Origin of the sequence: Rhizobium sp. BK376, from assembly GCF_004341625.1 — a bacterium.
GTDB lineage: Bacteria > Pseudomonadota > Alphaproteobacteria > Rhizobiales > Rhizobiaceae > Rhizobium.
In genome coordinates this window covers 1-25,487 of the sequence record NZ_SLZG01000034.1, presented here as the reverse complement: position 1 = coordinate 25,487, position 25,487 = coordinate 1, and the positions used below count along the sequence as shown (strand labels likewise).

Genomic DNA, 25,487 nt, shown 5'->3' with positions numbered 1-25,487 from the left:
ACCGAAATTGTTGCCGGTCCCATGGCGGGCTCGTTCCCATTGCCCGCCTTGCAAGCCCCTATTCCTGAAGCGCCGTGTAGTAGGGTTCATTGGCGAGATCGTCGTTCAATCCCGGCGAGAGCACCGCCTGCCCCCCTCTCCTCGCGCTGATGAAATACTGCAGGTGAAATCTGGAATTGGTGTAGTCACCAGGTATCACGCCGGCATATCCGCGACCATTGCGGCTCATGGTAGTCGCCTTCCAGCGTTCCGCCTGATTGATATGACGATAGTGCAGCACCGGCGCTTCATCCCCGTCGCCGGCGACATGAACCATAAAGGGCTGCCCCGCCGCAAAGCGTGGCGCCGCCTCGACATTCATCGCCTCCCCAACGACTGGCTTATGGGCAGTGAGCGCGGCAATTGCTGCATCGATTTCCCTATTTGCTTCAACGGTTTCATATTTGCCGCCGCCGCGCAGCGATTCCAGATCCAGGATCTCCGCGCGCATCTCCGGCAGGCGCGATTGCCAGGAGCCGCGTAGCCAGGATTGGGGACCGAATGTCAAATCGTCGTGATACAGGTCGCGCGAGACATTTGCCGCTGTCTCCCAGGCCATGACCGATCGGCGGGCATGATCGAGAACCGGTTCAAGCAGCCGGGTGACCTTAGTCGCGACGAACAGCTCCGCCCAACAGGACGCGCGGAATTTCTCCGCAAAGAAGCGCGCTATTGCACCGCAGATTTCGACATCGGCAAGAATTCGCTGGACCGCAGGCTTTGCGAACGCCGCGGTGCCTTTGGCCGCCAGCACGGCCTGCTCGCAGCCCTTGGCCATCGTCTCAAGCCAGTCGGCGACATCGAGTGGTGTGTAGCGATGTGATGGTTTCCCAATCAATAGCAACTCTGCATATTCGCGCGGGTTGGCAAAAAGCGCAGAATCGAAAGTCGGTGCGTTGCCGAAGCGGACGGGTCCATCCATGTCGAAGCCGTAGGCCCTTTGGCCGGTACCCTCTATCAGCGGCAGGTTGGTGTAGATCTCGGGCCAATAGTGATTGTTCGAAGCGGATGGGCCATGCGTCAGGCTGATCAGCGGCAACACCCGGCTCGCCCATGAAAGTCCGGTCGCGCATGCCTCGGTAGCATCGCCACATTCATGCTGGAGATAGCGCATCCAGCTTTCTCGGGGCGCATCGGGAAAGTAAAGCAGCCGGCCCCAGACCCGGTACTGATACTCATACTTCTGCCAATCATATCGGGTCGGCAGGCCATGCTTTTGGTAATTGAACCGGCCGCCCGGGATACCCGTGCCCATCCGGCCCTTGAAGCTCTGTGGCTCGCACCACTCGACCCCGTCGGACCCCGCAAACATCGAGCTTTTGCCATAGCCGGCGGCAAAGGCTGGATCGCCCCAAAGCAGGACTCGCTGCGTGCCGGCCCAGATGCGATAGATAACCTTATAATCCTTATCCTTGGTAAGCAGATCGCCGTAGCTGTAGCGCAGGAACTTGCGGGATCCCTCACTCAGCTTTTCGCGTTCGCTGCGGGCGACTTCAGGCGGATATTCCCGGTCGCGAATAGTGGACTGGTGGTATGGCGGCCCCATATGCTCAGCGAGATATTTCGGCGACGCGGCAAAGGGCATCCCGGATTCGCGGGCGATTTGCAGCATGGTATGGTCGAGGCCCTTGCCATGCATGTCGATCTCGATTGGGCGCCCGACCACGGCAACACCGGCAAAGGCTTCGCGCCAGAAACCATATTCGCCCTCCGCGATGCCGCCTTCGACATGAACACGAAACGTCAGGCCGGTTATCTCGGGCACTTCGCGCAGCAGCTGCGTCAGCGCGTCTCGGCAATAGGGCGCCAGATTGTCGTTCGTAACACCGCGAACGGTGTAGTTGGCGCGCGGTACATCGTTGAAATCATAACGCTGTGTCCACAGGGCCAGCTGGAATTCGAGGCCTCGCGCGGCGGCTTCGCGAGCGATGAATTTCAACATGTCGAGATTGGTGTCTCGCTCCTCGCGGGGAAGCTCGCGCACATCGACATCGTAGCCCGGAACGTCAATCAGGAAGGGGTACGGGAAATAGAAATAGACGTCGGTAATCCAGGGGTTGTGATAGGGATAATTGTATCCCATCCCCAGTGTCAGCGAGAAGCGGTTGAAGCGGTTCGACGCCAGCATGGTAAGATAATCCCGCCATTGCTGCCGGTCGTAGAACCAGACCTTGTCCTCTTCTTCGCTACAGAAGAGCTTCGCCATGCTGCGAATGCGTGCGGCCGGCGTTTCGACAACGGGAAATGATCCGGAAAATAGATCCTGGTCGCCAGAGAAGCGAGCGCGGTCCGCCAGTTCGGTGAGCGCATAGACCAAGCCACGACTATCCGAGCCCCACACCAGGATGCGATCGTCGAGGCGGTGTATCGCAAAGGATTCGGCAGACGTCGGCAAGGTGGGGATATATCCAGCCATCCGGTCGACATCCGCAACCGCCTCCACCACGAACTCGCGTCCGGCCGCGGCCGCGATCTCGGCGGGAATGTCCCGGCGGACGAGAACCTGCGCCAATTCTTTCGCGGCCCAGCGGACTGGCGCGGCACTGAACCTCGGATCATTCTCCGGCAATAAAATAGTAACAGCTGAAATTGTCGTCATTGATGTACCGTCCTTGCGAAATCCGGTCCTCGACTTGCGAAGACGTTGCGTAAGCGCGATTCTCCTGTCCGCCGAAGAAATGACCTTCGGCGGCGTCTGGCATATCGGTCGTCATCCTATCGGTGGCGTATCACGCCGTAATCTTGGCTTTCGTCATCCGCCAATGTGCGTAGCCGGACTTCATCTCATATCCGAGATCGCAGTTCGGGGAGCGGACGAGCATGTAGCCGTTGTCGCAGACCGGCAGCAGCGGCATGTCCTGCAGGAACTTGACCTCGATTTCCTGGACCAGCTTGATGCGGTTATTGATATCGGGCTCGTCCATCGCCTTTTGCAGCAGAACGTCGATGCCGGGAATGACGGCGCCGTAATGACTGAAGTTCGCGCCGCCGGTTCCGTCGGACTTGACCTCCGCCGCCTTGCTGAGTTGCTGCAGGATCGCCTGGGTCGGAACGGGCGGATAAGCGGAGGACATCTGGTAGAGCGTATTGGTGTCGTTGCCCTGATCCGCGTGGAAGGCCGTGTGGTCCTTGATGTTCAGCTTCATATCGATACCGCCGACGCGAAGCTGCTGCTGAATGATCAGCATGATGGACTGGTAGTCCTCGCGTTGAGACGTATCGGTCGTGAAACTGAAGCCCTTTGGAAAGCCGGCTTCAGTCAGCAATTGCTTGGCCTTGTCGGGGTTGAAGTCGTAGCGAACGTCCGCCGGGATCGTATCGGCATTGAACCCGCCAAGGTAGGAAGTGGGGTTGATGCCGTAGGTCCTGAGGCCGAAGGGTGCTTGGGCAGCCCCGATCTCATCGCGATTGATGAGGTAGGCCATTGCCTGCCGCACCTTGAGACTATCGAACGGCTTTACCTTCATGTTCATTGAGATTGTAAAGATACTGCCGGGCGAGGACACATCGAAATGAAAGCCCGCACCGCGTTGTTGGATGGATGGCACCCAGCCGGGGGCACGTACACCCTCGATCATGTGAACGTCGCCGGAAAACAGCGCAAGCGTCCGCGCAGTCGTGTCGGCAATGAAGAGGATCTGCATGTTGGGGGTCGCCGGCGGCCCGCCGAAATAATCTGGATTGGCCGCAAGCTTTATCCCTTGCGACGGATCGGCCTCGACGCTCACAAGCTGATAGGGTCCGGTGCCGATCGCATCGCGGTCGAACCCCTTCCCTTTTTCCTGCACCGCCTTGCGTGAAACAATGCTGGCGGAAGCGTGGGTCAGCGGACCGATCGGAAGAAGCGGGTCGGGCTGCTTGAGTGTAAAGATGACAGTGTAAGGACCGTCGACCTTCACTTCGGCGATATTGGTGTAAAGAACATGGTTCGGCGTGACTTCCGTTGTCGAGAGCAGCCGATCGAAGGTGAACTTGACGTCGTCGGACGTCATCTCACCGTAATTCTTGTGAAACTTCACACCTTGACGAAGTTTGAACGTCCAGGTCTTTGCATCCGGCGCCATTGTCCAGCTTTCGGCCAGACTTGGCTGGACCTCCGCCATGCTGGAAGGAAAATGCCCCAGTGGCGTGTCGATCAGTGTATCGAAAATATGGATGATGCCCCACTCATCGGCGCCTTGAATATAAGCGGCAGGATCGATATTGCGCAGGCCACGGGCCGCAAAAGCCAGGCGCAGCTGGGTGGCGTTTTGTGCTGCTGCTGGCATGGCAAAATTAGCAGCCACCCCAGCGCCAGCCAAGACAGCGGCGGAACGGTTCATGAATGTACGTCTGGTCAGTGTCACGCTCGAAATCCTCCTTTATCGAGGCGTCGCATCTCTTCCCTGAAATTTTTATTGATTTTTATTGACTTAGGTGAGTTGACGAGCAACGCAAAGGTACGGTAGCGCTACCAAGAAATGTCGTCAAGCGCATTTCGAGTGTCTCTGACGAATTTCATAAACCGGCTTTGAACGCGGACTGGGCTGCTTTAGAATTGAGCGGCGAGCAGCAACGAGGGGTCTGCGGGAGTATTTGGGGGATGAATTTGCGTAGTCGCCGGACCGATGGACGTCCTACAATCGCCGACGTCGCGCGCCGAGCCGGTGTGGGCGCCATAACCGTTTCACGCGCGTTGCGTGATCCGAGCCAAGTCTCTGAAGCACTGAGGCGTACCATCGACGATGCCGTTCGCGAACTGAACTACGTTCCGAATCTGAACGCTCGTGCGCTCGCTTCGATCCGCACGGATATCGTCGGCGTGCTCGTTCCTTCCCTGACGCAGAACATCTTTTCGGACGTGCTGAGAGGCGTCTATGACGGCGCCGATGGCAGCAGCCTGCAGATACAGGTCGGCAATACCCACTATAGCGAGGACGAAGAGGAGCGCCTGATCGGGCAGATGCTGCGGCAGAAGCCGGCCGGGATGATCATCTCCGGTACCGATCAAAATCCGAGATCCCGCGCGATGTTGGAGAGCGCCGGCTGCCCGGTCATCCAAATTATGGATATCACCGATGATCCGATCGATACCGTCATTGGCTTCTCCCACTACGAGGCAGGTCGGGCGATCGCGCGGCATTTGATCGATGCAGGCTATCGACACATCGGTTTTCTGAGCGGTTGGATGAATAGCCGTTCTCTTGGGCGTCTTGCCGGTTTGACGGATACGCTGAAGGAAGCGGGCATGTACAACCCGAAACTGATTACCCCCATTGTGACGGGCGAACCCGTGCATGAGCGCAAAAGTCCGGGTAAGACGAGCTTTGCCACGCCGGTTGGTGCTCGCAAGCTGCTGAGCAATCTTTTGGAAGCCGAGCCACGCATGGATGCCGTTTTCTGTAACAACGACGTAATGGCGCTTGGGGTTTTGTTCGAATGCCTGAAACGCGGTATCCGTGTACCAGAGGATTTCGGCATTGCCGGCTTTAACGACTTCGACATCATGGCTGCGGCGCATCCGTCGCTCAGTAGCGTGTACAGCCCACGCTGGGAGTCGGGCTATGAGGCCGTGTTGGCCATGCGGCGCCGGCTGGATGGCGATGAAAGTGGCCCAAGGATTGTCGATCTGGGTTATCGGGTTATGGCGCGGGGCAGTACCGACCGTGCTGGCCGACTGACGTCAGCTGAGCTTTAGAGAAGCCGGTTTCTGTACCCAAAATGGCGAGCTGTCCACACGTGGTCTGCCGTTAGCGTCGAAAGATAGTCGTTGACGGCTTTTTACGGTAGCGCTACCATCAATGCATGATGACTTGGTTCGTGACCGGAAATGCCGACGCCCCTTGGGGCCTTCGGCCAAGCCAAGCCATCGCTCGGGAGGAAATTCAATCGATGGAAACATGGCAGGCGCTCGGCCTTCAGGAACGGGTGTGCCCGCCATTTGTCCGCAAGCCATTCGGCAGGAGTGATGGTATTTATGGAGGAGAAAGATCTTCACGGTCGCGTCCAGTCCGTCGAGCGCGCCATGATGTTGCTGGAAGTTCTGGGGGAGGATGACGAGGGCAATCGGCTGACCGATCTCGTCAGCCGCACCGGTCTGGCACCTTCAACGGTACATAGGATCTTGACCACGCTGGAGCAGCGCCAGTTCATTCAATTCAACCCGACAGACCGGCTCTGGCATATCGGACGCCAGACCTTCGCTATCGGCTCGGCTTTTGCTCGGCAGCGCAGTTTCGCGGCCCCCGCCCTGCCCTTCCTGCGTCGTCTGCGCGACCAGACGCACGAGACGGCCAATCTCGGCGTTGTGGAAGACGGCGAGATGGTATTGATCAATCAGGTCGAAAGCCGCGAAATCGCTCGCGCTATCAATCGCCTCGGCGGTCGTGTACCAATGCCGGCTTCCGGCATGGGCAAGGCCATTCTTGCCTCTTATGCTTCGGACGATGTGACGAGGGTGCTGTCCCGTTGCGGCTTGCGCCGCTTCACCCGCAACTCGCTGACACGCCGCGCAGCGCTTGAGGCGCAGCTCGAAGATATTCGTGAGAACGGATATGCTATCGACGATGAGGAATTCGTCACCGGCCTACGCTGCATCGCCGCGGCGGTCTACAATTACCAAGGGGAAAGCGTCTGCGCCATTTCCATTTCGGGCCTGCCGTCGCGCATCCCGATGGCACGAGTTCCGGCGCTCGGCCGGCTTGTGGTCGAAGCGGCACGCGAACTGACGATCGCGCTGGGCGGTGCGGTGCCGGGATAGAGCTATACCATCTCGATGCGCGGCTGAATATTTGCGCCATATGCCTTGATTCCACGAAGTTGGGCCTCGTCTGCAAGCTGCGCGAGGCCTCCGAATTTTAAGTCAATGCACCGAAACAGACGGACCTCCGGCAAGGTCCATCCGTCCTTCGTGGATTGGCGAATTACCTCGCCCAATCGATCACCACGACTTCGTGGTCCAGCACCTCGCCGACGTCGATGACGATCTCGTTGCCCTCCGATTTTGCTGCGACTTTCCGGCCGCTTACCCGCAGCGAAACACCTACGGGCTGGCTGTCGCCGGAGGTTTTTCGCAACCGCACGGTGACCGGCCCGATGGGAAGCAATTCGTTCTGCCGGCCCGGTACACGGGACGTCAAAATCCGGTTGTTGAGATGGATGATGGCTCGATTGTACTGACTGTAGAGCGTTGCGGTGACGAAGCCGTGGGTTCCTTCCAGGCTCAGAAGCGAACGATCGCCGAGCATCCAGCGGGCGGCATTGGCAATCAGCTTTGCATGTTCGAACTGTTCGTCGCGGGCGTAGCAGCGATCGAGATCCGCAACGAACCAGACGAACTTGCCGCCATTCTTCGTCTCGCGCACGGTAATGGCCGGCAGATCGGAATAGGGCTGGCGCATCCAGGAGGTTTCCGGCGGATAGATCGGAAAATCCGGAATGTAGGTTGCCAGCACCGTCACATCGTCGTCGACGCTCACCACCGGTAGATAGCCGCCGAAGGGCAGGGTATCGGTTCCGTCGAGACCGGCAAGGACCGGATGGCGCGTGCCATCCGCTGCCGGCGCCGTCTTGTCCTTGGGGCCGTGTACCTTGGCGCGAAGCTCGGGAGACAGGCGCAGATAGGTGTGGCGACTGCTGGTTTCGATATCCGGATTGGCCACATCCTGTGCACCTCGGCTGCCGCCCTTCGCGTGGACGCCGAAGAGTTTGGCCAGCGCGAAATCGGCGCGCTTGTCCCCATATTCGCTGTAGAGGCTCGCTTCCGACGAGGCGATCACCGATCCGCCCTGTGCAGCAAAGGCCTCGACGGCAGCGACCTGCGCATCCGACATGGCAGCGAGGTTCGGCAGAATCAGCACGCCAAAGCGGCCGGCCGCCTTGCCGATATCGTTTGCATGGACGGGAAGGTAGGTGATGGCGGCCCGATCGAGCGCCCGCGTCGTGCCGCGGTAGGGGTTCATCGTGCGGTCGTTGGCCTTGTCCTGACCGTGGAAATCGTGATTGTCCTGCGACCAGACGACGCCGACATCGGCCTGCGGCTTGCGATTGACGAGGATATCCTGATTGGCCTCGTGCCAGGTGAAGATCGGCTCGGCGGTGTTGTACTGACGCCGGTCTTCGTGCAGCGAACCGATATGATGCCACCAGGGCTGGATGCCGCCGGCAAAAGCAGAGGACGACCATAGGCGCACCTCGGCGGGCGGCATGCTGGCGAGACGGAAAGCGGGAGAGCCGAGCTGATATTGCGGCGTGCTTTCCGGAATGAGCTTGTCCCAGCCGCCGACTTCGTGCAGCCGCTTGCCGGCTTCCGTGTTGTCCTCGAAACCGTCGATCGTATTACGGCGCTGATGGTCAAGCATAACGATCGGGCTGCGAGCGAGGATCGACGGCAGATCGATGAAGCGATTGCTGTTGTTCAGCACGTCGCCGCTGATCATTCCCATCCAGGCGCAATGCTCGCCACCCGCCTTGGTCGTGACCTTGTTGTTGAATTCCCACAGGTCCGTGCGTCGCTTGTAGTTCCAGCGGATCCAGAGGCGGTAGTTTTCATCGGCCCAATCATGGCGGCGCGGCAGCTCTACCCCGGACCATTCGCGGAACTGCTTCGTGCAGTGCTGGCAATAGCAGATGTTCTTGCGGGGAATGCCGGCCCAGCTGTTGTCGGCAAAGCCGTCGGGCTGGCTGCGGCCGATGATCTCCTCCGTGATTTTGGGGAGGTATTCGCTGTAATAGGGCGAGTTGATGCAGGTGATGTATTTGTCGGCCTGACGATAGGGCTTGCCGTCGATGTCGATGCAGATCCAGTCCGGGTGGGCGCGATAGAAGTCCTCGGCGACCCGGTTCGAATCCATGCGGGCGATGACCTTGAGTCCTTCTTCGCGGGCTGCCTTGACGATCTCGCCATAGAGGTCGCGCTCGCCGAGGGTTTCGGCGCGGTGATGCAGCGGAAACGCTGAAGGATAATAGGCGACAATGCCGCCGGCATTGATGATCACGCCCTGGACGCGCGTCTTGCGCCAATGCTCCCGCCACCATTGCTCGTCATAGCGCGCCGGGTCGATTTCGACGAGATTCGTCTGGGCCCAGCGAAGCGCCGTCTTGTACCAGGGTTCCAATGCCATGGATATCACTCACTCATGTCTCGGTTGATCTGCGGCGCCAAACTAGGAGGATTCCGCTGGCAGTTGTCTGCCTTTGCGCGAGAATTCCACGATGCGGAAAAGCGTCCGCAAACCATTCGATACCGGTTCGGGAATGTGATCAAAGATTCCCATGCACACAGTGCTGGGCGTCGGGAGGAGATGACGCCCACAGTCTGGACGGCCCAAAGGAGGGGACCGATATCATGGCCAAGATCAAGACCGCGGACGCGTTGGCGACATTTGCAGACAAGGGCGAAATCAGCCGCCGCAGCCTGCTGATCGGTGCAGCGATACTTGCCGGAAGCGGGTTTCTGCCCGAAATGGCGCGCGCCCAGGAAGCAGCCGAGATGCTCGTCGCATGGTGGGGCTCCGATGACCGCCATCAGAAGACGCTGAAGCTTCTGAAGCTGTTCGAATCCAAGCATTCCGGTCTTAAGATGGATGCGCAATATGGCGGTCTCATCGGATATCAAGACAAGATCTCCACGCAGTTCGCCGGTGGCAGCGCCCCCGATATCATGCAGATTTCCGACAATCGCGAGGCGCTGATCGCCTCCGGCCGTCTACTGCAGCTCGACGATGCCATCAGCAATGGTAAGATCGATCTCGCCGACGCCAACAAGAGCGTCGTCGAAACGATCAAGGTCGGCGGCAAACTTTACAGCATTCCGTGGGGTCTTGCCTGCGGCTGCTACTTCCTGGATACGAAGGCTTTCCAGGACGCCAACGTCGCGCTGCCAGGACCGGACTGGAACTGGGATCAATATGCTCAAAAGGCCAAGGCGATCACAAAGGCAAGCGGCGGCAAGGTCTACGGTTCCGCCGATATCTGGGCGCCGGCCGGCACGCGTTCTCTCTATCCCTTCGAATTCTTCCTGCGCCAGCGCGGCAAATCCACCTTCACGACAGACGGCCAGCTTGGTTTCGAGCAGGCGGAACTGACGGAGTGGTTCACCTTCTGGGACGATCTGCGCAAGGCGGGCGGCGTTCCCCCGGCCGACATCACCGCGGCCGAAGCTGGCTATGAAAGTTCGCCGATCATCACGGGCAAGGCCGCGATGTATCCGGTCAACAGCTCGATCGCATCGTCGCTGCAGGCCCTGACGAAGAACAAGCTCGTCTGCGCCGTCGTGCCGAACGGCATCAACAGCAAATCGCTGTCAGGCCCGACAGTCGGTGCCTTCATCAACGCCAGCCTGCAGGTGTTCGTTAACGGCACTTCGAAGCAAAAGGATCTGGCGATCGACTTCCTGAATTTCATCACCAACGATCCAGATGCAGCCAAGATCCAATTGATGGCGCGCGGGGTGCCACTCTCGGCAAAGGTCGCGCAATCGATCCTGCCGGACGTTTCGCCGGTCGAGCAGAGCATGGCCAACGTGATCAAGTACACGCAGGACCATGCCGCAGGTCCAGGCATCACCTGGCCGACGACCGGCGGGCAGGTGCAGGAGCTGATGCAGCGGTCGCATCAGGCCGTCGCCTTCGGTCAGGGCAGCGTGGCCGACACCGTCAGCAAGTTCTTCGACGAAGCCGGGATCATTCTAAACTGATGTCATCCTCCCAACATCAGAGCAGCCTGCAGGCGGCGCGTGACAAGGCGCCGTCTGCACCGCTCGCCTCATCCGCTCAAAGCGAGCGTCCACGGCGCAGAAGGCAGCTCGGCGACAATAGCTGGGGCTATCTTTTCCTGACGCCCTGGGTCATCGGCATGCTGCTGTTTCTGGCCGGCCCGACTTTGGTGTCGTTCTATCTCTCCTTCACCAATTTCAACCTTCTCAATCCGCCGAAATGGATCGGCGTGATGAATTATGTCCGGCTTTTCACAATGGATAGCCGCTACCTCACCTCGCTGAGGGTGACATTCACCTATGTCGCTTTCGCCGTGCCGCTCAATCTAGCCTTCGCGCTGGCGCTCGCCATGCTCCTGAATTCCAGGATCAGGGGCCTCGGGCTTTATCGGGCCATCTATTACGTCCCGTCGCTGCTCGGCGGCAGTGTGGCGATCGCCATTTTGTGGCGCCAGGTTTTCGGGCCCAGCGGCATCGTATCCCAGATTCTCGCAGTCTTCGGTGTTCCCGGAACGAGCTGGGTGTCCTCTCCTGGCACGGCGCTCTGGACGCTGATCATCCTGCATGTCTGGCAGTTCGGCTCGCCGATGATCATCTTCCTCGCCGGGCTGAAGCAGATCCCGAAGGAGCTCTACGAAGCGGCTGTGGTCGACGGCGCCGGCCGCTGGCAGCAATTCTGGATGATCACCGTGCCGATGCTGACGCCCGTCATCTTCTTCAACCTGATCCTGCAGATCATCAATTCGTTCCAGGCCTTTACGCCCGCCTTCATCGTCAGCGGCGGCACCGGCGGACCGCTCGATTCCACGCTTTTTTATACTCTCTACCTTTACCTGCAGGGCTTCGGAAACTTCCGCATGGGCTATGCCTCGGCCATGGGCTGGGTGCTGCTCATCATCATCGGCGTCTTCACTGCGCTCGCATTTTTCTCCAGCAAGTACTGGGTCCACTACGAGGACGAGAGGTAGTCGAGATGGCAAGCCTTGCCGCAAGTCCGATCAAAACCAGGCGCAGACGCAGGGACCTGCGATGGCTGCTGCATGTTGTCCTCATCGCCGGCGCGTTCCTGATGCTCTATCCGCTGCTGTGGATGATCGGCAGCTCGTTCAAACCGGAAGGGGAGATCTTCTCCAACCTCAACCCGATCCCGGCGAGCCTCGATTTCTCGAACTACATCAAGGGCTGGACGCTCGGGACCGGCACGTCGTTTTCGACCTTTTTTCTCAATTCCTTCATCGTCTGCCTCGGTGCGATCGTCGGTAATCTCTTCTCCTGTTCACTTGCCGCCTACGCTTTCGCCCGCGTCAATTTCCGGTTCAAGGGTATCCTTTTTGCCCTGATGATCGGCACGCTGATGCTGCCGTTCCATGTGACCGTCGTGCCGCAATACATCATTTTCAACGCACTCGGCTGGATCAACACCTTCCTCCCGCTGATCGTGCCGAAGTTCTTTGCCGTCGACGCGTTCTTCATCTTTCTGATGGTGCAGTTCATCCGCGGCATACCGATGGAGCTCGAGCAGGCGGCAATGGTGGATGGCTGCAATCGCTTCCAGATCTTCCTTTTGATCATCCTACCGTTGATGGCGCCGGCGCTGGTGACGACCACGATCTTCACGTTCATCTGGACGTGGAACGACTTCTTCTCGCAGCTGCTCTATCTGAACGCCGAGAAGAACTACACGGTTTCACTCGGCCTCAGGCAATTTCTCGATGCGTCGGGGCAATCCTCCTGGGGGGCGATGTTTGCCATGACGACCCTGTCGCTGGGACCGGTCTTCCTCGTCTTCCTGTTTTTCCAGAAGCGCCTTGTCGAAGGCATCGCCACCACGGGCCTCAAGGGCTGACGGGGCTGAAATCATGACGGAGAAGAGCAATGACTGAGCGTTTGGTGGCAGTCCAGGTCGGCGCGGTGTCCTTCATGGATGAAGGCGTCGGCACGGTGTTGGACACGGTGCAGGAAAAGGCAGGCGTCAACGCATTGTTCCTTGCCACGCCCACCTGGAGCCGTGCGACCGGCGGACGGGCGGAGCCGGGTCGAAACTTTCCGGATCATGGTGTCACGGAATATGAGCGCGACTGGCGCGGCGGCAATTATGCGACCATCCATCCGCAATATTACGCCAACACCATTCTCGGGCCTGCCGGGCGGGCGCCGGAATATCAGGATTGGGATATGCTTGAAACCGTCATCCCGGAAGCGAAACGGCGCGGCTTGCGCAGCTTCGCGATGATCGACGAAAGCAGCCATGCACGGCATTTGCGCAGCTATCCGAATTTCCTCAAGTGCCTGGAAGTGGACATTTGGAACAAGCCAGCGCGGCGTCCCTGTTTCAACAACCCCGATTATCGAAACTGGCATCTCGGGCTCATCGAGGACTACATCAAGAGCTACGAACTCGACGGCATCATGTGGTCTTCGGAGCGCCCCAGCCCGCTCGATCGGCTGATCCAGGAGCCGACGCGCCAGGGGCTCGGTTTGATCACCTGCTATTGCAGCCATTGCAAGGCGCTCGGTGCCGAACGTGGGATCAGCTGGCGACGCGCCCAGGAGGGTTACCGCAAGCTGGTGCTCTGGAACGCCGACATCGCTCGCGGCGCTGTCCCTCCCGACGGCGCCTTCGTGACCTTCTGGCGGCTGCTTCTGACCTATCCCGAACTACTGTCCTGGCAATCGCTGTGGGCGGATGGGCAACATCAGATATATCGAGATATCTTTGGTACCGTGCGTGCCTTCAGGCCGGAGATGAAGGTCGGCTGGAATATGCCGCAGAACATCACATTCAGCCCGTTCTATCGCGCCAGCCAGAATTACGCCGACCTCAGTCACATCGCCGACTTCCTGAAGATATCGACCTATGACAACGCGGCCGGTCCGCGCTTCCATACCTTCATCGCCGGTATCAGCCGGACCATTTTCGGCGACGCAGATCCGGAGCTGGTCTACCCGTTGATGCTGAAGATATTGGGGCTCGACGAGGCACCTTATCAGGAGCTGCCGAAGACCGGATTTTCGGCCGATTATATCAGGCGGGAAACCAAACGGGCGCTGGTCGGCGGCGAGGGCCGGTGCGTCGTCTATGCCGGCATCGACGTCGACATTCCTGTCGGCCAGCCGGAGGAAGCGGAGATTGCCGGGCCGGTGCTCGGCGATGCCAGCATGATCGATGCCGACGACACCTCCGGTCCTGACTTGACGCGAACCACGCCCGGTCGGGTCAAGGCCGCAGTGCTTGCAGCCTTCGAAGGCGGGGCGAGCGGTGTCGTGCTCGGCAGAAAATATTCGGAAATGCGCCTCGACAATTTGACCGGGGTTCGCGCCGCACTGACCGAACTCAATTGAAGTTGCGTGGCTTGAGGGGTGTGAACCCCGACAGTGATATTGGAGAGATCGATGCAGAAAATAGCTCTTGGCAGAACCGGTTTGCAGGTATCGCGCATTGCGCTCGGAGGATACCCCTTCGGTGGGCTCAACCGCGCCAACAATTGGGACCCCTGGTCCGAGGAAGGGCGAAAGTCGGCAATCGCCACGATCAATCACGCTATCGACCGCGGCATCAACTACATCGACACAGCGCCCGGTTATGGTGAAGGGAATAGCGAGCGGCTGATCGGCGAAGTCATGAAGACACGCCGCGACGAATGCGTGCTTGCCACCAAGGTTCGCTGGGAAGGCCTGGGCAAGGCTGAGGTCGTTGCAAGCGTCCACGACAGTCTGAAGCGCCTCAATACCGACCGCCTCGATATCGTGCAGTTCCACGGCGGCATGTTTTCGGCCGAGGAATACGAGCATATCGTCAAGGGTGGACCGCTGGAAGGGCTGCTGGAAGTGCAGCAGAAGGGCGAGATCGGCTTCATCGGGCTGACGGCGGAAGAGCCATGGACGGCACGTCAATTCCTGAAGCACAAGGAATTCGACGTCTACCAGCTTGCCTATAACTTCATCTATCAATCGGCTGCCCGGCATATCCTCAACGAGACGAAGGCAGAGAATGTCGGCGTCGTCACCATGCGGACGATGACATCGGGCATCTTCCAGCGCGGCGCGCGCTATCTCGCGCCTGAATGGCAGGAGGCCAAGGACCTTTTCCAGGTCTGCCTCGAATTCGTGCTGTCCGACAGCCGTGTCCACTCAGCCATCGTCGGCATGCGCTGGCCGCAGGAGGTGGATCTCAACGTCAAGCTGTTCGACGAATTCCATCCGCCGTTCGATTTCGCGCAGCTGCCGCGCATGACGGTCGACGTCTATCGCGCGGAGGATGCCGAATGACACCGACGGGACGCACACAGGCGAGCCGGCGATGAGCGGCGGTCCTTCGATCATCGACGCCTATGCCCATGTCGGCATGCCGCGTTTCCAGAGCGTCGAGGACTATCAAGCCGAGATGGCGCGAGCCGGTATCGGCCGCGCCGTGTTGTGCTCCTTCGACAGCAGCCCGGATCTTTTAGCCATACACGCGGCGATGAGCCGGGCGCCGGAATCCTATCGTGGTCTCGGCGTCCCCCTTGGCCATGACCGGGCGGAGATGGAGGCTGCGGTTCGCGCCCAGCTTGCCGCGGGCTTCAGCGGGCTTCGGTTGACCGACGAGGATGTGGTCGAACGACCATGGTTGCTCGACGCGCTCGCTGCTGCCGATCGTATTGCCATCGTATGTGGACAGCCGTCGTCCGAGCGCACCGCGCGGGCGCTGCTTGCCAATTTCGAGCGCAATCCGGACGCCGTTGTGATCGGCGGACATTTCGCTGGCGTGGGCGATCCCAAGCTTCTTGCCGGCGGCCCGGCGGCCGAGTTGTTCGCCCATCCCCGTTTTCACGTCGTCTTTTCCCGACACGGCGGTTTTGCCGCTTCCGCGGTTCTCGCCTGGGCCGAGGCCGTCGTCGCCGAGACTGGATGGCTCCGCATCCTGTGGGGGTCGGAATCGCCGCTCATATACTGGCGAACCGAAACCATGGGTGAGGCCATCGACTGGGTCGATCGGCTTTCGCCGACCGCGGACGAGCGGGCGGCATTCCATGGCGGTAACACGGAACGGCTCTATTTCAGCCGGCCGGTTAGGGTGGCGCCGCTCGACCTGCCCTTCGATCCCTTCTCGCGCGCTCGGTCTTTCCCGGCAACGATCCTTGCGAACGGCTTGCCAATGGATCAGTCGATCGCGGGGCGACTGGTGCATGCCTGGCTTGCCGAAGGCGGTAAGGGAAATCTCGGCGCCTTCGTGGAACGACTGATGGACCGGAGCCTGCCGCCGTCGGAAGGCGTTTGAAAGCGAATATGCATTCTCGATAGTCTTAAAAAGAGGCGCAAATGGCCACGGTCGAAATCCGCAATATGTTGAAGAGTTACGGCTCGCTCCAGGTGATCCACGGGATCTCACTTGGGATCGAGGATGGCGAGTTTGTGGCTTTCGTCGGGCCCTCCGGATGTGGAAAGTCGACCTTGCTGCGCATGATCGCCGGCTTGGAGGAGATTACCGGTGGTGAGCTCGAGATCGGCAATCGGGTGGTCAACGATCTCGCTCCGAAGGAACGCGATATCGCCATGGTGTTCCAGAATTACGCGCTCTACCCGCATATGACCGTTGCCAAGAACATGGGCTTTTCGCTGCGACTGCAGGGCGTGTCGAAGGCGGAGATAGACGAAAAAGTCCGGCACGCGGCCGAAATCCTTGGATTGACCCATCTTCTCGATCGTCATCCGCGCCATCTGTCCGGAGGCCAGCGGCAGCGCGTCGCCATGGGCCGCGCGATTGTCCGCGATCCGCAAGTCTTCCTGTTCGATGAGCCGCTCTCCAATCTCGATGCTAAGCTGCGCGTGCAGATGCGCAGCGAAATCAAAGCGTTGCATCAGCGTCTTAAGACGACGACGGTCTATGTGACGCATGATCAGGTGGAGGCGATGACCCTTGCGGACAAGATCGTCGTCATGAACGGCGGCCGGGTCGAGCAGGCCGGGCCGCCGCTGGAACTTTACGATAAGCCGAAGACCCTGTTCGTCGCCGGCTTCATCGGTTCGCCTGCCATGAATTTGCTGCAGGGAGAGGTCCGCGCCGGCGATGTCCCCTGGTTGGCGATGGAGGACGGCTTGCTATTGCCACTTCCGAAAGTGCCGGGGCTGCAGCCCGGGCGCAAGATCACCTTCGGTTTTCGACCGGAGCATATTCTGATCGATCCGGCCGGTATAGAAACCAAGGTTCTCGTCGTCGAGCCCACTGGTTCCGAAACACAGGTCAGTGCTCGCGCCGGCCAGCACACGATCATGGCCGTCTTCCGCGACCGCGTCGATCTCAGGCCCGACCAGAAGGTACCGTTCCTGCCCGATCTTACCAGAGCGCATATGTTCGATACCGCAAGTGGCGGACGATTTGGTTAGCTTGCCGGCAACCGAAGCGTCACGCGGGATCGACTGCGCGATAACAATTAAATCGAGAGATCGTGACTTGGTTTGCCGGTGACGAGGGTCCGCAACGTCCTGTCGCCAATCGCATCCTTGCCTTTGACGAAAGTGTAGCTCTTGTATTGGGGGCAATTGACGACAGAGGGAAAAGAAAGCGGACGGCCACGCAGCGGTCTCAATACCACCATTGCAGCCATCGCCTGGGCGAACGAGTGTGTCGTCGTACTGACATGAGCAAGACTTCCGCGGCATCGAGATATTCAACCAGATGGCTAAGCGAATGGCTACTTGCTCTTGAACAACGGCATCGAACCGTCGACCCTGACATTGCCGGGGCCATAACCTCGTAAAGCGCGGAGTCGGCCTTGTAGGATATAGTCTTTCCAGCTATATTACCGGGAATAACCAGGAGGGCACAATGTCTAGCTCCCAGACCCGCGCGATTCAAAACTACAGGGCCCGCTTGAGTGACCGCGGGCTCGCTCGTTTCGAGGTACTCGGCCGCGACGCTGATCGTGACCTCATCAGGCTGCTAGCACGCCGGTTGGCGGAAAATAGCCCAGAATCAGCCAGATTACGCGCAGCGGTGAATGAGACGATTAATGGTGAACCACCCCAAAAAGGGGGAATTCTCGCAGCACTCCGCCGCTCGCCGCTTGTTGGCGCGGACCTCGATATCGCTCGTCATCGCGAGGAAGGTCGTGAGATCGATCTTTAATGCGCTACCTTCTCGATACCAATATCCTGAGCAACATCACCAAACCAGAGCCATCAGTTGAATTGATGACATGGATGGCTGATCAGACTGATGAAGATCTTTTTATCGCTTCGCTCACTGTGGCTGAAGTCCACAAGGGGATCTTGGAAAAGCCCGCCGGCAAGAAGCGAACTTCTCTCGAGAACTGGTTTGCCGGTGAAGAGGGGCCGCAGCGTCTTTTTGCCAATCGTATCCTCCCCTTTGACGAAACGGCAGCCCTCATATGGGCACGATTGATGGCCGAGGGAAAAGCAAGCGGACGCCCCCGCAGCGGCCTTGATACTATCATCGCCGCCACGGCCCAAGCGAATGGATGTATTGTCGTTACCGACAATGAGAAAGATTTTTACGGCATAGAAATGCTCAATCCGCTTCGCGCCGGCGATGGCTAAGGCACCCCGACTTGCTCTTGATGTTGGAGTGGACGGCCCCGAACGGCATCAAAATGTGCCAGAATGAGCTGTTGAGATCTCAATCGGAGGGGCCGCCCATGGACAAGATTATTCGTATTGGCATGGATACGTCAAAGCATGTTTTTCAGTTGCATGGCGTGAATGGTGAAGAGAAGCCGGTCTTGCGTAAGAAAATGCGACGAAAGGAGATGATCGATTTCTTCACGACCTGCCCGCCAACTTTGGTCGCGATCGAGGCCTGTGGTGGTTCGCATCATTGGGCGCGGCTGCTCGCCTCATTCGGGCATTAGGTAAAAATGATCGCGCCACAACTTGCTAAGCCCTACGTCAAACGGAACAAGAACGACGCGGCCGATGCTCAAGGGCTCTGCGAGGCAATGAGCCGCCCAACGATGCGGTTTGTTCCGGTTAAGACAGTTGCTGAACAAGCGGCACTCATGCTGATCAGCGTCCATACTCGCCTCATAGCCAACCGCACCCAACTCGCCAACGCTATCCGGGGTTACGCCAATGAGTTCGGTGTCTCCGCAGCCAAGGGGCTGGCACATATCCCTTTGCTGCTTGAAAGGATACAAGCCGATGGAACTGTGCCAGAGCTTGCACAGGAACTGTTCATGAGCCAGGCCGAGGAATACGCTGAACTGGAAAGGAAGATTGCAGACGTTGAGGCCAAGGTAAAGGCCTGGCAGCGTAACAACGAACGCAGCATGCGTCTCAACATCATTCCCGGCATTGGCCCAATCGGTTCGGCTCTTCTAATCATGAAGACACCGGCTCCGGAGCTGTTCCAATCTGGCCGCCAGTTCGCAGCCTGGATCGGGTTGACGCCAAAAGATCACTCGACCGGCGGCAAGCTGCGGCTCGGTGGTATCACGCGGGCCGGTGATGAAGCTCTGCGGGCCGTCTTGGTGGCTGGAGCAACGCCTGTCATTCATCACGCGCGGCGATCCGGTAAGGCTTCTCCATGGTTGGCGGAACTGCTCACGCGAAAGCCGCCCAAATTGGCAGCTGTCGCACTCGCTAACAAGATGGCGCGCATAGCCTGGAAGCTCATGGTCTCGGGAGAGACATACGCCGCACAATCAGGATCAACCTTGACCGGATGCGCCGCATGAATTTTTGGGAGCAAAAGCCCGGGGCACCCTGATCTTCGCCACGTCTTTGTGTTACTACAACTTGCAAGATAATAGCAGATAGTGTGATCGATCGATCCGAGACACAGGATGCACCGTATATCCCTTTGGCCCTTCAAGGCCGCCTTGATGTTTGGGACCTGTGTTGCGGAAACCATCTTGGCCAGCGTTCATGTGCGAACGCAACAACAGGCCGGACAAATGGACGCAAGCGATCAGATCAAATTATCTCAAATATCTTGCGAGTCAGGGGCCGTCCACATAAGGGATGTGAACCCACGACCACGACAATGCTTCGTCTTCATCCGTGATCCGACTGCAGACCCGCTCCACATCCGCCAACACGATATCTCCTCCAGCGATAATCGAAGCGCATGCGGCTACATCCGACGCATCAACAGCTCAAATTCGTATGGCCTCGCCGTCACCATCCTGTCTCTTCTGATAAGCGTCTCGTCTACCCAACCGGGATGACACATCAGCACTGCCCCATGTGGTGGCACATTCTCTATTAGGTGAAGGACATCGGAAAACTTGCTCGGCTTTCCCCAATCGTAAAAACCAACAAGTGGTCCACGCACGACGTATCCTGCGGCCGTCATCTGTCGATCAAAGCCATTAGCGAGCATACGAACAACAGCAACCTTCGTCTTCGTCCGAGTGCCGCTCGCCAAAGCGATCGCGGGGGCACCTCTCAACCAAGGCAGGCGATTATCGTGCCTGAGCCTGTCTTTGCGCGTTTCCAACCAGCGGCGCACAATCGGGGTAAAATGTACATGCTGGTGACCGTCAATGAAATCCGGAAGCTTGCCGATGCCTTCGATAAAGAGCTGCAGTTGCGCGTCGAGCTCTGCTTCAATCTTGTCGCGACGAAGGGTGCTAAATAGGTTAGATATCAAGAAGCGCCGAAGCTTTGGCATGGGTTCGTGATCTCCCCATACTGAGGCAGGCCTAAAGTCTGTCAAGGTAAGATGTAATCCGATCTGTGTTTTGGATCTTGAGGCCTGTTGGCGTAATAAGTTCGCCTGCGCCATCCATTCCGGAAAGAGAGTCATGCATGACGTACCATCGATCGCCTCGCAACCCATAAGCATCCTGATTGCACCGTCGACTGTGGGTGAGAGACCATAGTCATCAGCGATGATTTTGATGATCCGGCCGTTCATTGTATCGGCCCTGATCGGTGAATACGCCTTACGATATAAAGTGGCCGATCCTTCACTTCCGCGATCGTCACCCAGATGTATTCGCCCAGCAGCCCGAGAAGTGCGAGATTGAAACCGCCGAGGACGGAAATCGAGGCCATCAGGCTCGGGTAACCTGGAACATCCGTGCCAAAAAGCAGAACCTTAATGATGAGTTCACTTCCATAAACCATCCCAGCGCAGCCGATGATTACGCCGATCGCTGACATAATCCGAAGCGGCACGGCAGAAAATGAGGTAATGCCTTCTAGGGAAAGGGCAGCCAGGGCGAGCTTGGACCATTTAGTCTTCCCGGCCGCCCGTGGATCAGGGGTGTAGAGAATACCTTTCTGGCGAAAACCCATCCAAGCATAGAGACCTTTGTTGAAGCGCCGCTTATCACGGATGGTCAGGAGAGCATTTGCTGCTTCACGGCGCATGACGCGGAAATCCCCAGCGTTTTCGGGGATGACGAAACGCTGGCCGCCATTGATCAGCCGGTAAAAGAGTTTGGCACCAAAGGCTCTCGACCATGATTCCTGCAAGCGGTCAGCACGTATTGAATAAACGACATCAAGATCGGGGTCGGCAAGCAAGGTGTTGATAATATCGATACAAACCTCATAAGGATGCTGCAGATCGGCATCAATCATAAGAACGTAATCGCCGCGGCTTTCCTCGACGCCTGAAACGAGAGCAATTTCCTTGCCGAAGTTGCGGCTGAGCTCGACAATCCGCCAATCGCCTTCGAGCACCTGGCGGTAACGGGCAATGCTGCCATCAGTGCTGCCGTCGTCAACCAGCACGACCTCAACATTAAGGCCAAAGCGTTGGCGAACGTCAAGGGACATGGATTTCACGAACCGCGCGAAGGCCTCAGCGGTGTCCCGCTCGTTTAGGAAAGGCGATATGACGGACAACAGTGGCATTGTTTGTAATACCCGAAAAAGCGGTTGGGCGAGAAAAACGAAACGCTGAAACCGAAATCCTGCTTTAGCAGGTTGCGCGCATGGTCCATGCGGTCGACAACGCGGTTCTGATAGACGTTGAATACGGAGAACGGCCTACTGGACACCTGGCGCTCCGTTGCTGATGTAGAGCGCATAGTTTTTGTCTTCCGATAGGAAGCTGAGGGTGCTTCCGAAACGCGTGTCGAGCGCATCCCTATCGGCCTTGCGCACCAATACGCCGTCGCCAGCAGTGAGCCATTTGGAAAGATCGTCCATTGACTTGATCTTTGTGACCTCACCCTTGCTGTAAAATTCGGAAGAGAAACTGCGACCTCGCAATATCGCGAGGCGACCTCTATCCTGGTAGACGGCAACGAGCCTGTCTTCGGTTGGAAGCAACGTACGCGTACCGTCAAAAATAGAGATACTGATCAGACCGACTGTGAACACCGTGATTTCAGCCAGTCCCAACTTGAGCCAGAAACCTCCCGGGATTCTCATCCGGGTCCATAGAATGACAGCAAGTATCGCCGCGGCAGGAATGCCAGGGAGAACATAGGCGATAAGGATGTTCGCCGCCGCAGTGAAAAACACCAGCGGCGTCAGCGCGAACAACAGCAGGTATAGATGAAGGCCCTCATCGTCGAAAATGGGTGTCTTTCGATACCGCCAGAGCAAAACGGGCAGCAGCGGACTCCAGGGCAAAGTGGCGATGATCCAGAAAAGCCATATCGTACCCTTGGCATGTTCGCGCCCTGAGCCGTAAAGATCGCCCTTCCAACCGGGCACCAAGAAGCGCTCGATATGTTCCCCTATCAAGAAGTACCGCAGGTATCCGGGCGTAGCTATTTCTGCTGCTGCATACCAGGGTAAGACCAATGCTAGGCACAGGATTGTTCCGCCGATCCAGGGCAGTCGCGTCAGTATTTGCCAGTCGCGCCGCCATATCATCCAGAGCGCGATGGGCGTCATTGTCAGAACTACCGCAATGGGACCTTTGGCAAGAAGCCCGATAGCAAGCCCGAGAAAAAATAGCCACCCCCAGGAACGGCTGCCCTTCAGACCATTGTAGAAGCCGGCCATGCTCGCAACAACGCCGAGCGTCAACACCATGTCGGTTTGTACGAAAGCCGCGGAGAAAAAGAATACGCCGGTGCTAGCTGTCACCAAAGTGGCGACAATGGAGGATCTGGGATCACTGACACTTCGCGTCCAGCGCCACACGATCACCAGGGTCAAAATGGTTGAGAATAATATGCCTATGCGTGCAGCAAACGGCGAGGAACCAAACGCTTCAATACCGATCGCCGCGAGCCAGGTATGCAGCGGCGGCTTCGCCCAGAAAGGAATACCATAATCGAATTGGGGCGTAATCCAGTTGCCGGTGTCGACCATGATTCGGGCGATCTCGGCGTAGCGCGCCTCGGTGGGATCGGTAAGGGGAACCCAGATCATCGCCAGTAGGCGAATAGCGAACAGAAGGAACAACCCCGAGACCAGAGCTCGGTTAGAGGTCATATTGTGTTGCTTTCAAAAGTCGCTCGGCAGCGGGGGGATTGGTCAGCAGGCGGAAGTGCCTGTCATGTCGGGATTCAACATTGGGGATAGTCACGCAGCTCGCGGAGCTTTTGCTGGTTTGCAAGGTCAAAGCCTTCAATCGTCAATTCGTCCCAAGATAGCGGCCCTGCCGTCAACTTCCGTGCGGTTTAAAACCCATCGCATGGGAGGCTGACATCAAACTGAAGAGAATGGATCAGACTCTCAGCAAATGGAGTTAGGACGCGGATTGGAATTTTATCCACAGCGTCACCGTCAGCGGCGGCGAAATCTTGCGCGGCCACGACGATACTGCATCGCGCGGTTCGTGCTTTCTTTCGCATCGGGGCCAACCGGCGGCTTCGAATACCACCTGGGGCCCTACAGTCTCCCGCAGTCTGGCTTTCGTCTTTCTTCATTTTCTTATCCGGACGCATCGCGGGCGGCCTTTCATCTCTATCCTTCCCGCGTTTTGCGCGCCAACTTCGGACGGGCGCGCCTGCCAACTTTAGCATATCGACAATCTCGATAGCAGGCGCCGCGAAGCCTGCCTTGCGACCGACGGCTCGCGTTGCGCAGCCGGCGCGGCAAGGCGACTGAATGAGTCGCCTTGGTGCTTGGAGCGGCTGCCGCCGTAAGGTATTAGCATTCGAAATATGCTTGTGATGAAGATGTCGAGATTAGCCAACCCTGCAAACCTGCGTGTAGCGATGTCGGGAGGCTTTACAGCCTCGCTCGCCTTTCGACATGTCGGGTTTGCCTTTGGCAGAGGCTGTGCTGCATCAATTCCTTAACCAGTTATCACCATATTTGACGGACAAGACACCATTACTAGTCAGATATGACTACATTTCGAGCGCCATCGCCATTTGGTCATTCACGAAGGCTTGCCCATAGTCGCGGGGCAGCGCACCCGAGATACCGACCTGGCGCAGAGCTTCTCGCCATCCATCCGAAATACGCCGCGCCGCGATGCGGATCATCTCCCGCGCCTTGGGTTCGGAGAGCTCAAAAAACATGCAAGCTTCCAACGCGAGATTGATCGACCGGTCATGGGCGCCGCCCTCTAGGATCGCGGTCTCAAGATGAGGGCTTCGATCCGGCGCCGGATTCACGTCAAACACCGGCGACAGCCGCCATTGGCCAGCACCCACATACAGGAAACCATGGTTCTTCAGATGATCGTCCTTGTTGGACACTAGGATGGTGAAGACCATACGCTGATAGAGTTCGCGGAAGTCGGCTACGGGGTCTGATGAATAAGACCGCATGAAATCGTTGATCTCGGTATAAGAACCCAACTCTGTCCCCGTCTTGCCGAGTGCGGTGCGCGCGGAGATGTAGGGAATCCGTGTCGCCCCGCGCCGATCAAACCGATGGATCAGCGCAACCGGGAACGGCGTGTCCGCCAGTTCCAATCTTGTCGCGGGCGTGCGGATAGGGCGTCGATCTGCACCTCCTGAGTAACCGGGAAAAGACACTGCTGGTTGACGCCCTTAAAGATCTCTATCAGCTGCCAGAGCTGCTTGCCCAGTTGAAGCTGGCGCGAAGTTCGTACTTCTACCATCGAGCCCGTGCAAAGGTGGCAGACAAATACCTCGCTATACGTCGCAGCATCACTGAAATCTTCGAGCTCAACCATCGCGGCTACGGCTACCGCAGGCTAAGGCGTCGCTGGCCAGGCAGCGCGTCACGATCTCTGAGAAGGTTGTGCAGCGGTTGATGAAACAGGAAAGCTTGGTCGTTGCCAAGCCAAGGCGTCGTTGGTACGGTTCCTATCTTGGCGAGATCAGTCCGGCGCCCGAGAACCTCATTAATCGCGACTTCCAGGCCGCGGCCCCCCGAACGAGAAGCGGCTAACCGACATCACCGAGTTCCAGATCCCGGCCGGCAAGGTATATCTTTCGCCCATCATCGACTGCTTCGACGGACTGGTCATCAGTTGGTCCCTCTGGGTGCATCCAGATGCGGAGCTCGTCAACGCTATGCTGGATGCAGCCATCCAGACGGTGGTCGATACGAACGACCGGCTTGTCGTCCACTCCGATCGTGGCGCTCAATATCGCTGGCCAGGCTGGCTCTCGAGGATCGCGGATGCCAACCTCACTCGCTCGATGTCTCGCAAGAGGTGCTCACCTGACAACGCGGCGTGCGAAGGCTTCTTTGGACGGCTGAAAACGGAATTGTTCTATCCGCGAGACTAGAAGACCACAACAATTGAGCAATTCGTTGAGGTCGTTGATTCCTGCATCCGCTGGTACAACGAAAAACGGATTAAGATCTCCCTTGGTTCTCTCAGAGTCTGACTCGAAAAGGGTTCAACGATAGCAATATCTTGCGAGCCGCCGCGTAAGGATGCGGATATGGGCGATGGTTATCCAGGCTTCGGCTG

Annotated in this window: 19 protein-coding genes and 2 pseudogenes; 13 read left to right on the top strand and 8 right to left on the bottom strand. The window is 58.2% G+C overall.

Annotated elements, in window-relative coordinates; genetic code table 11:
- Window positions 1–58: 58 nt before the first annotated feature.
- Window positions 59–2,638, bottom strand: a complete 2,580-nt coding sequence (locus EV561_RS33265) for a hypothetical protein (protein ID WP_132528164.1) — start codon at window positions 2,636–2,638, stop codon at window positions 59–61.
- A 130-nt stretch (window positions 2,639–2,768) separates the two neighbouring features.
- On the bottom strand, window positions 2,769–4,385 hold the full coding sequence (locus tag EV561_RS33260; protein ID WP_132528163.1) for an ABC transporter substrate-binding protein: 1,617 nt from the start codon (window positions 4,383–4,385) through the stop codon (window positions 2,769–2,771).
- Between the two features lie 236 nt (window positions 4,386–4,621).
- Between EV561_RS33260 and EV561_RS33255 the strand changes: the two genes are divergently transcribed.
- Window positions 4,622–5,716, top strand: coding sequence for a LacI family DNA-binding transcriptional regulator (locus tag EV561_RS33255; RefSeq protein WP_132528177.1), 1,095 nt, complete (start codon window positions 4,622–4,624; stop codon window positions 5,714–5,716).
- 279 nt (window positions 5,717–5,995) lie between these two features.
- Window positions 5,996–6,778, top strand: a complete 783-nt coding sequence (locus EV561_RS33250; protein ID WP_245513158.1) for an IclR family transcriptional regulator — start codon at window positions 5,996–5,998, stop codon at window positions 6,776–6,778.
- A 163-nt stretch (window positions 6,779–6,941) separates the two neighbouring features.
- Here EV561_RS33250 and EV561_RS33245 read toward each other — a convergent pair whose 3' ends face one another.
- Entirely contained in the window at window positions 6,942–9,140 is a 2,199-nt protein-coding gene (locus EV561_RS33245; protein WP_132528161.1) for an alpha-amylase family protein, read from the bottom strand.
- A 224-nt stretch (window positions 9,141–9,364) separates the two neighbouring features.
- On the opposite strand from EV561_RS33245, the gene EV561_RS33240 reads away from it, so the two are divergent.
- The 7 genes from EV561_RS33240 to ugpC are packed head-to-tail and all read left to right on the top strand — an operon-like array spanning window position 9,365 to window position 17,098.
- Window positions 9,365–10,714 (top strand): ABC transporter substrate-binding protein, encoded by a 1,350-nt coding sequence (locus tag EV561_RS33240; RefSeq protein ID WP_165928013.1) that lies wholly within the window; start codon window positions 9,365–9,367, stop codon window positions 10,712–10,714.
- Complete coding sequence (locus EV561_RS33235) at window positions 10,714–11,700, top strand: sugar ABC transporter permease (RefSeq protein WP_132528159.1); 987 nt, start codon at window positions 10,714–10,716, stop codon at window positions 11,698–11,700. Before EV561_RS33240 ends, EV561_RS33235 begins: the two co-directional genes overlap by 1 nt.
- 5 nt (window positions 11,701–11,705) lie before the next feature.
- Window positions 11,706–12,578 carry a carbohydrate ABC transporter permease gene (locus EV561_RS33230; protein ID WP_132528158.1) on the top strand — a complete coding sequence of 291 codons (873 nt, stop codon included), beginning with the start codon at window positions 11,706–11,708 and terminating at the stop codon, window positions 12,576–12,578.
- Window positions 12,579–12,607: 29 nt separating this feature from the next.
- Window positions 12,608–14,074 carry a hypothetical protein gene (locus EV561_RS33225; RefSeq protein ID WP_132528157.1) on the top strand — a complete coding sequence of 489 codons (1,467 nt, stop codon included), beginning with the start codon at window positions 12,608–12,610 and terminating at the stop codon, window positions 14,072–14,074.
- A 51-nt stretch (window positions 14,075–14,125) separates the two neighbouring features.
- Window positions 14,126–15,001: an aldo/keto reductase gene (locus tag EV561_RS33220; RefSeq protein ID WP_132528156.1), complete on the top strand. Its 876-nt coding sequence runs from the start codon at window positions 14,126–14,128 to the stop codon at window positions 14,999–15,001.
- Between the two features lie 31 nt (window positions 15,002–15,032).
- Window positions 15,033–15,992: an amidohydrolase family protein gene (locus tag EV561_RS33215; RefSeq protein WP_165928012.1), complete on the top strand. Its 960-nt coding sequence runs from the start codon at window positions 15,033–15,035 to the stop codon at window positions 15,990–15,992.
- A gap of 41 nt (window positions 15,993–16,033) precedes the next feature.
- Window positions 16,034–17,098, top strand: coding sequence for a sn-glycerol-3-phosphate ABC transporter ATP-binding protein UgpC (gene ugpC, locus EV561_RS33210; protein ID WP_132528154.1), 1,065 nt, complete (start codon window positions 16,034–16,036; stop codon window positions 17,096–17,098).
- Window positions 17,099–17,145: 47 nt separating this feature from the next.
- On the opposite strand, the gene EV561_RS37445 is transcribed toward ugpC, so the two are convergent.
- Window positions 17,146–17,310 (bottom strand): hypothetical protein, encoded by a 165-nt coding sequence (locus EV561_RS37445; protein ID WP_165928011.1) that lies wholly within the window; start codon window positions 17,308–17,310, stop codon window positions 17,146–17,148.
- Window positions 17,311–17,540: 230 nt separating this feature from the next.
- Here EV561_RS37445 and EV561_RS33205 point away from each other — a divergent pair, with 230 nt between their 5' ends.
- The 3 genes and pseudogenes from EV561_RS33205 to EV561_RS33195 all read left to right on the top strand — a co-directional run bounded on the left by EV561_RS33205 (window position 17,541) and on the right by EV561_RS33195 (window position 19,407).
- Window positions 17,541–17,840: a hypothetical protein gene (locus tag EV561_RS33205; RefSeq protein WP_132528153.1), complete on the top strand. Its 300-nt coding sequence runs from the start codon at window positions 17,541–17,543 to the stop codon at window positions 17,838–17,840.
- A complete protein-coding gene (locus tag EV561_RS33200; RefSeq protein WP_132528152.1) occupies window positions 17,840–18,271 on the top strand; it encodes a type II toxin-antitoxin system VapC family toxin in 432 nt (143 codons plus the stop codon). The genes EV561_RS33205 and EV561_RS33200 overlap by 1 nt, the downstream gene beginning before the upstream one ends.
- 98 nt (window positions 18,272–18,369) lie before the next feature.
- Window positions 18,370–19,407, top strand: a pseudogene (locus tag EV561_RS33195) (IS110 family transposase).
- Between the two features lie 398 nt (window positions 19,408–19,805).
- Here the strand turns inward: EV561_RS33195 and EV561_RS33190 are convergent.
- The 4 genes from EV561_RS33190 to EV561_RS33170 all read right to left on the bottom strand — a co-directional run bounded on the left by EV561_RS33190 (window position 19,806) and on the right by EV561_RS33170 (window position 24,513).
- Window positions 19,806–20,591, bottom strand: coding sequence for a ChbG/HpnK family deacetylase (locus EV561_RS33190; RefSeq protein ID WP_132528151.1), 786 nt, complete (start codon window positions 20,589–20,591; stop codon window positions 19,806–19,808).
- Entirely contained in the window at window positions 20,588–21,538 is a 951-nt protein-coding gene (locus EV561_RS33185; protein WP_132528150.1) for a glycosyltransferase family 2 protein, read from the bottom strand. The genes EV561_RS33190 and EV561_RS33185 overlap by 4 nt, the downstream gene beginning before the upstream one ends.
- A 135-nt stretch (window positions 21,539–21,673) precedes the next feature.
- Window positions 21,674–23,077 (bottom strand): glycosyltransferase family 39 protein, encoded by a 1,404-nt coding sequence (locus EV561_RS33175; protein ID WP_132528148.1) that lies wholly within the window; start codon window positions 23,075–23,077, stop codon window positions 21,674–21,676.
- A gap of 863 nt (window positions 23,078–23,940) precedes the next feature.
- Window positions 23,941–24,513 (bottom strand): HipA domain-containing protein, encoded by a 573-nt coding sequence (locus EV561_RS33170; protein ID WP_165928010.1) that lies wholly within the window; start codon window positions 24,511–24,513, stop codon window positions 23,941–23,943.
- A gap of 23 nt (window positions 24,514–24,536) precedes the next feature.
- Here EV561_RS33170 and EV561_RS33165 point away from each other — a divergent pair.
- Window positions 24,537–25,401, top strand: a pseudogene (locus EV561_RS33165) (IS3 family transposase); the annotation flags it as partial.
- Window positions 25,402–25,487: the final 86 nt, after the last annotated feature.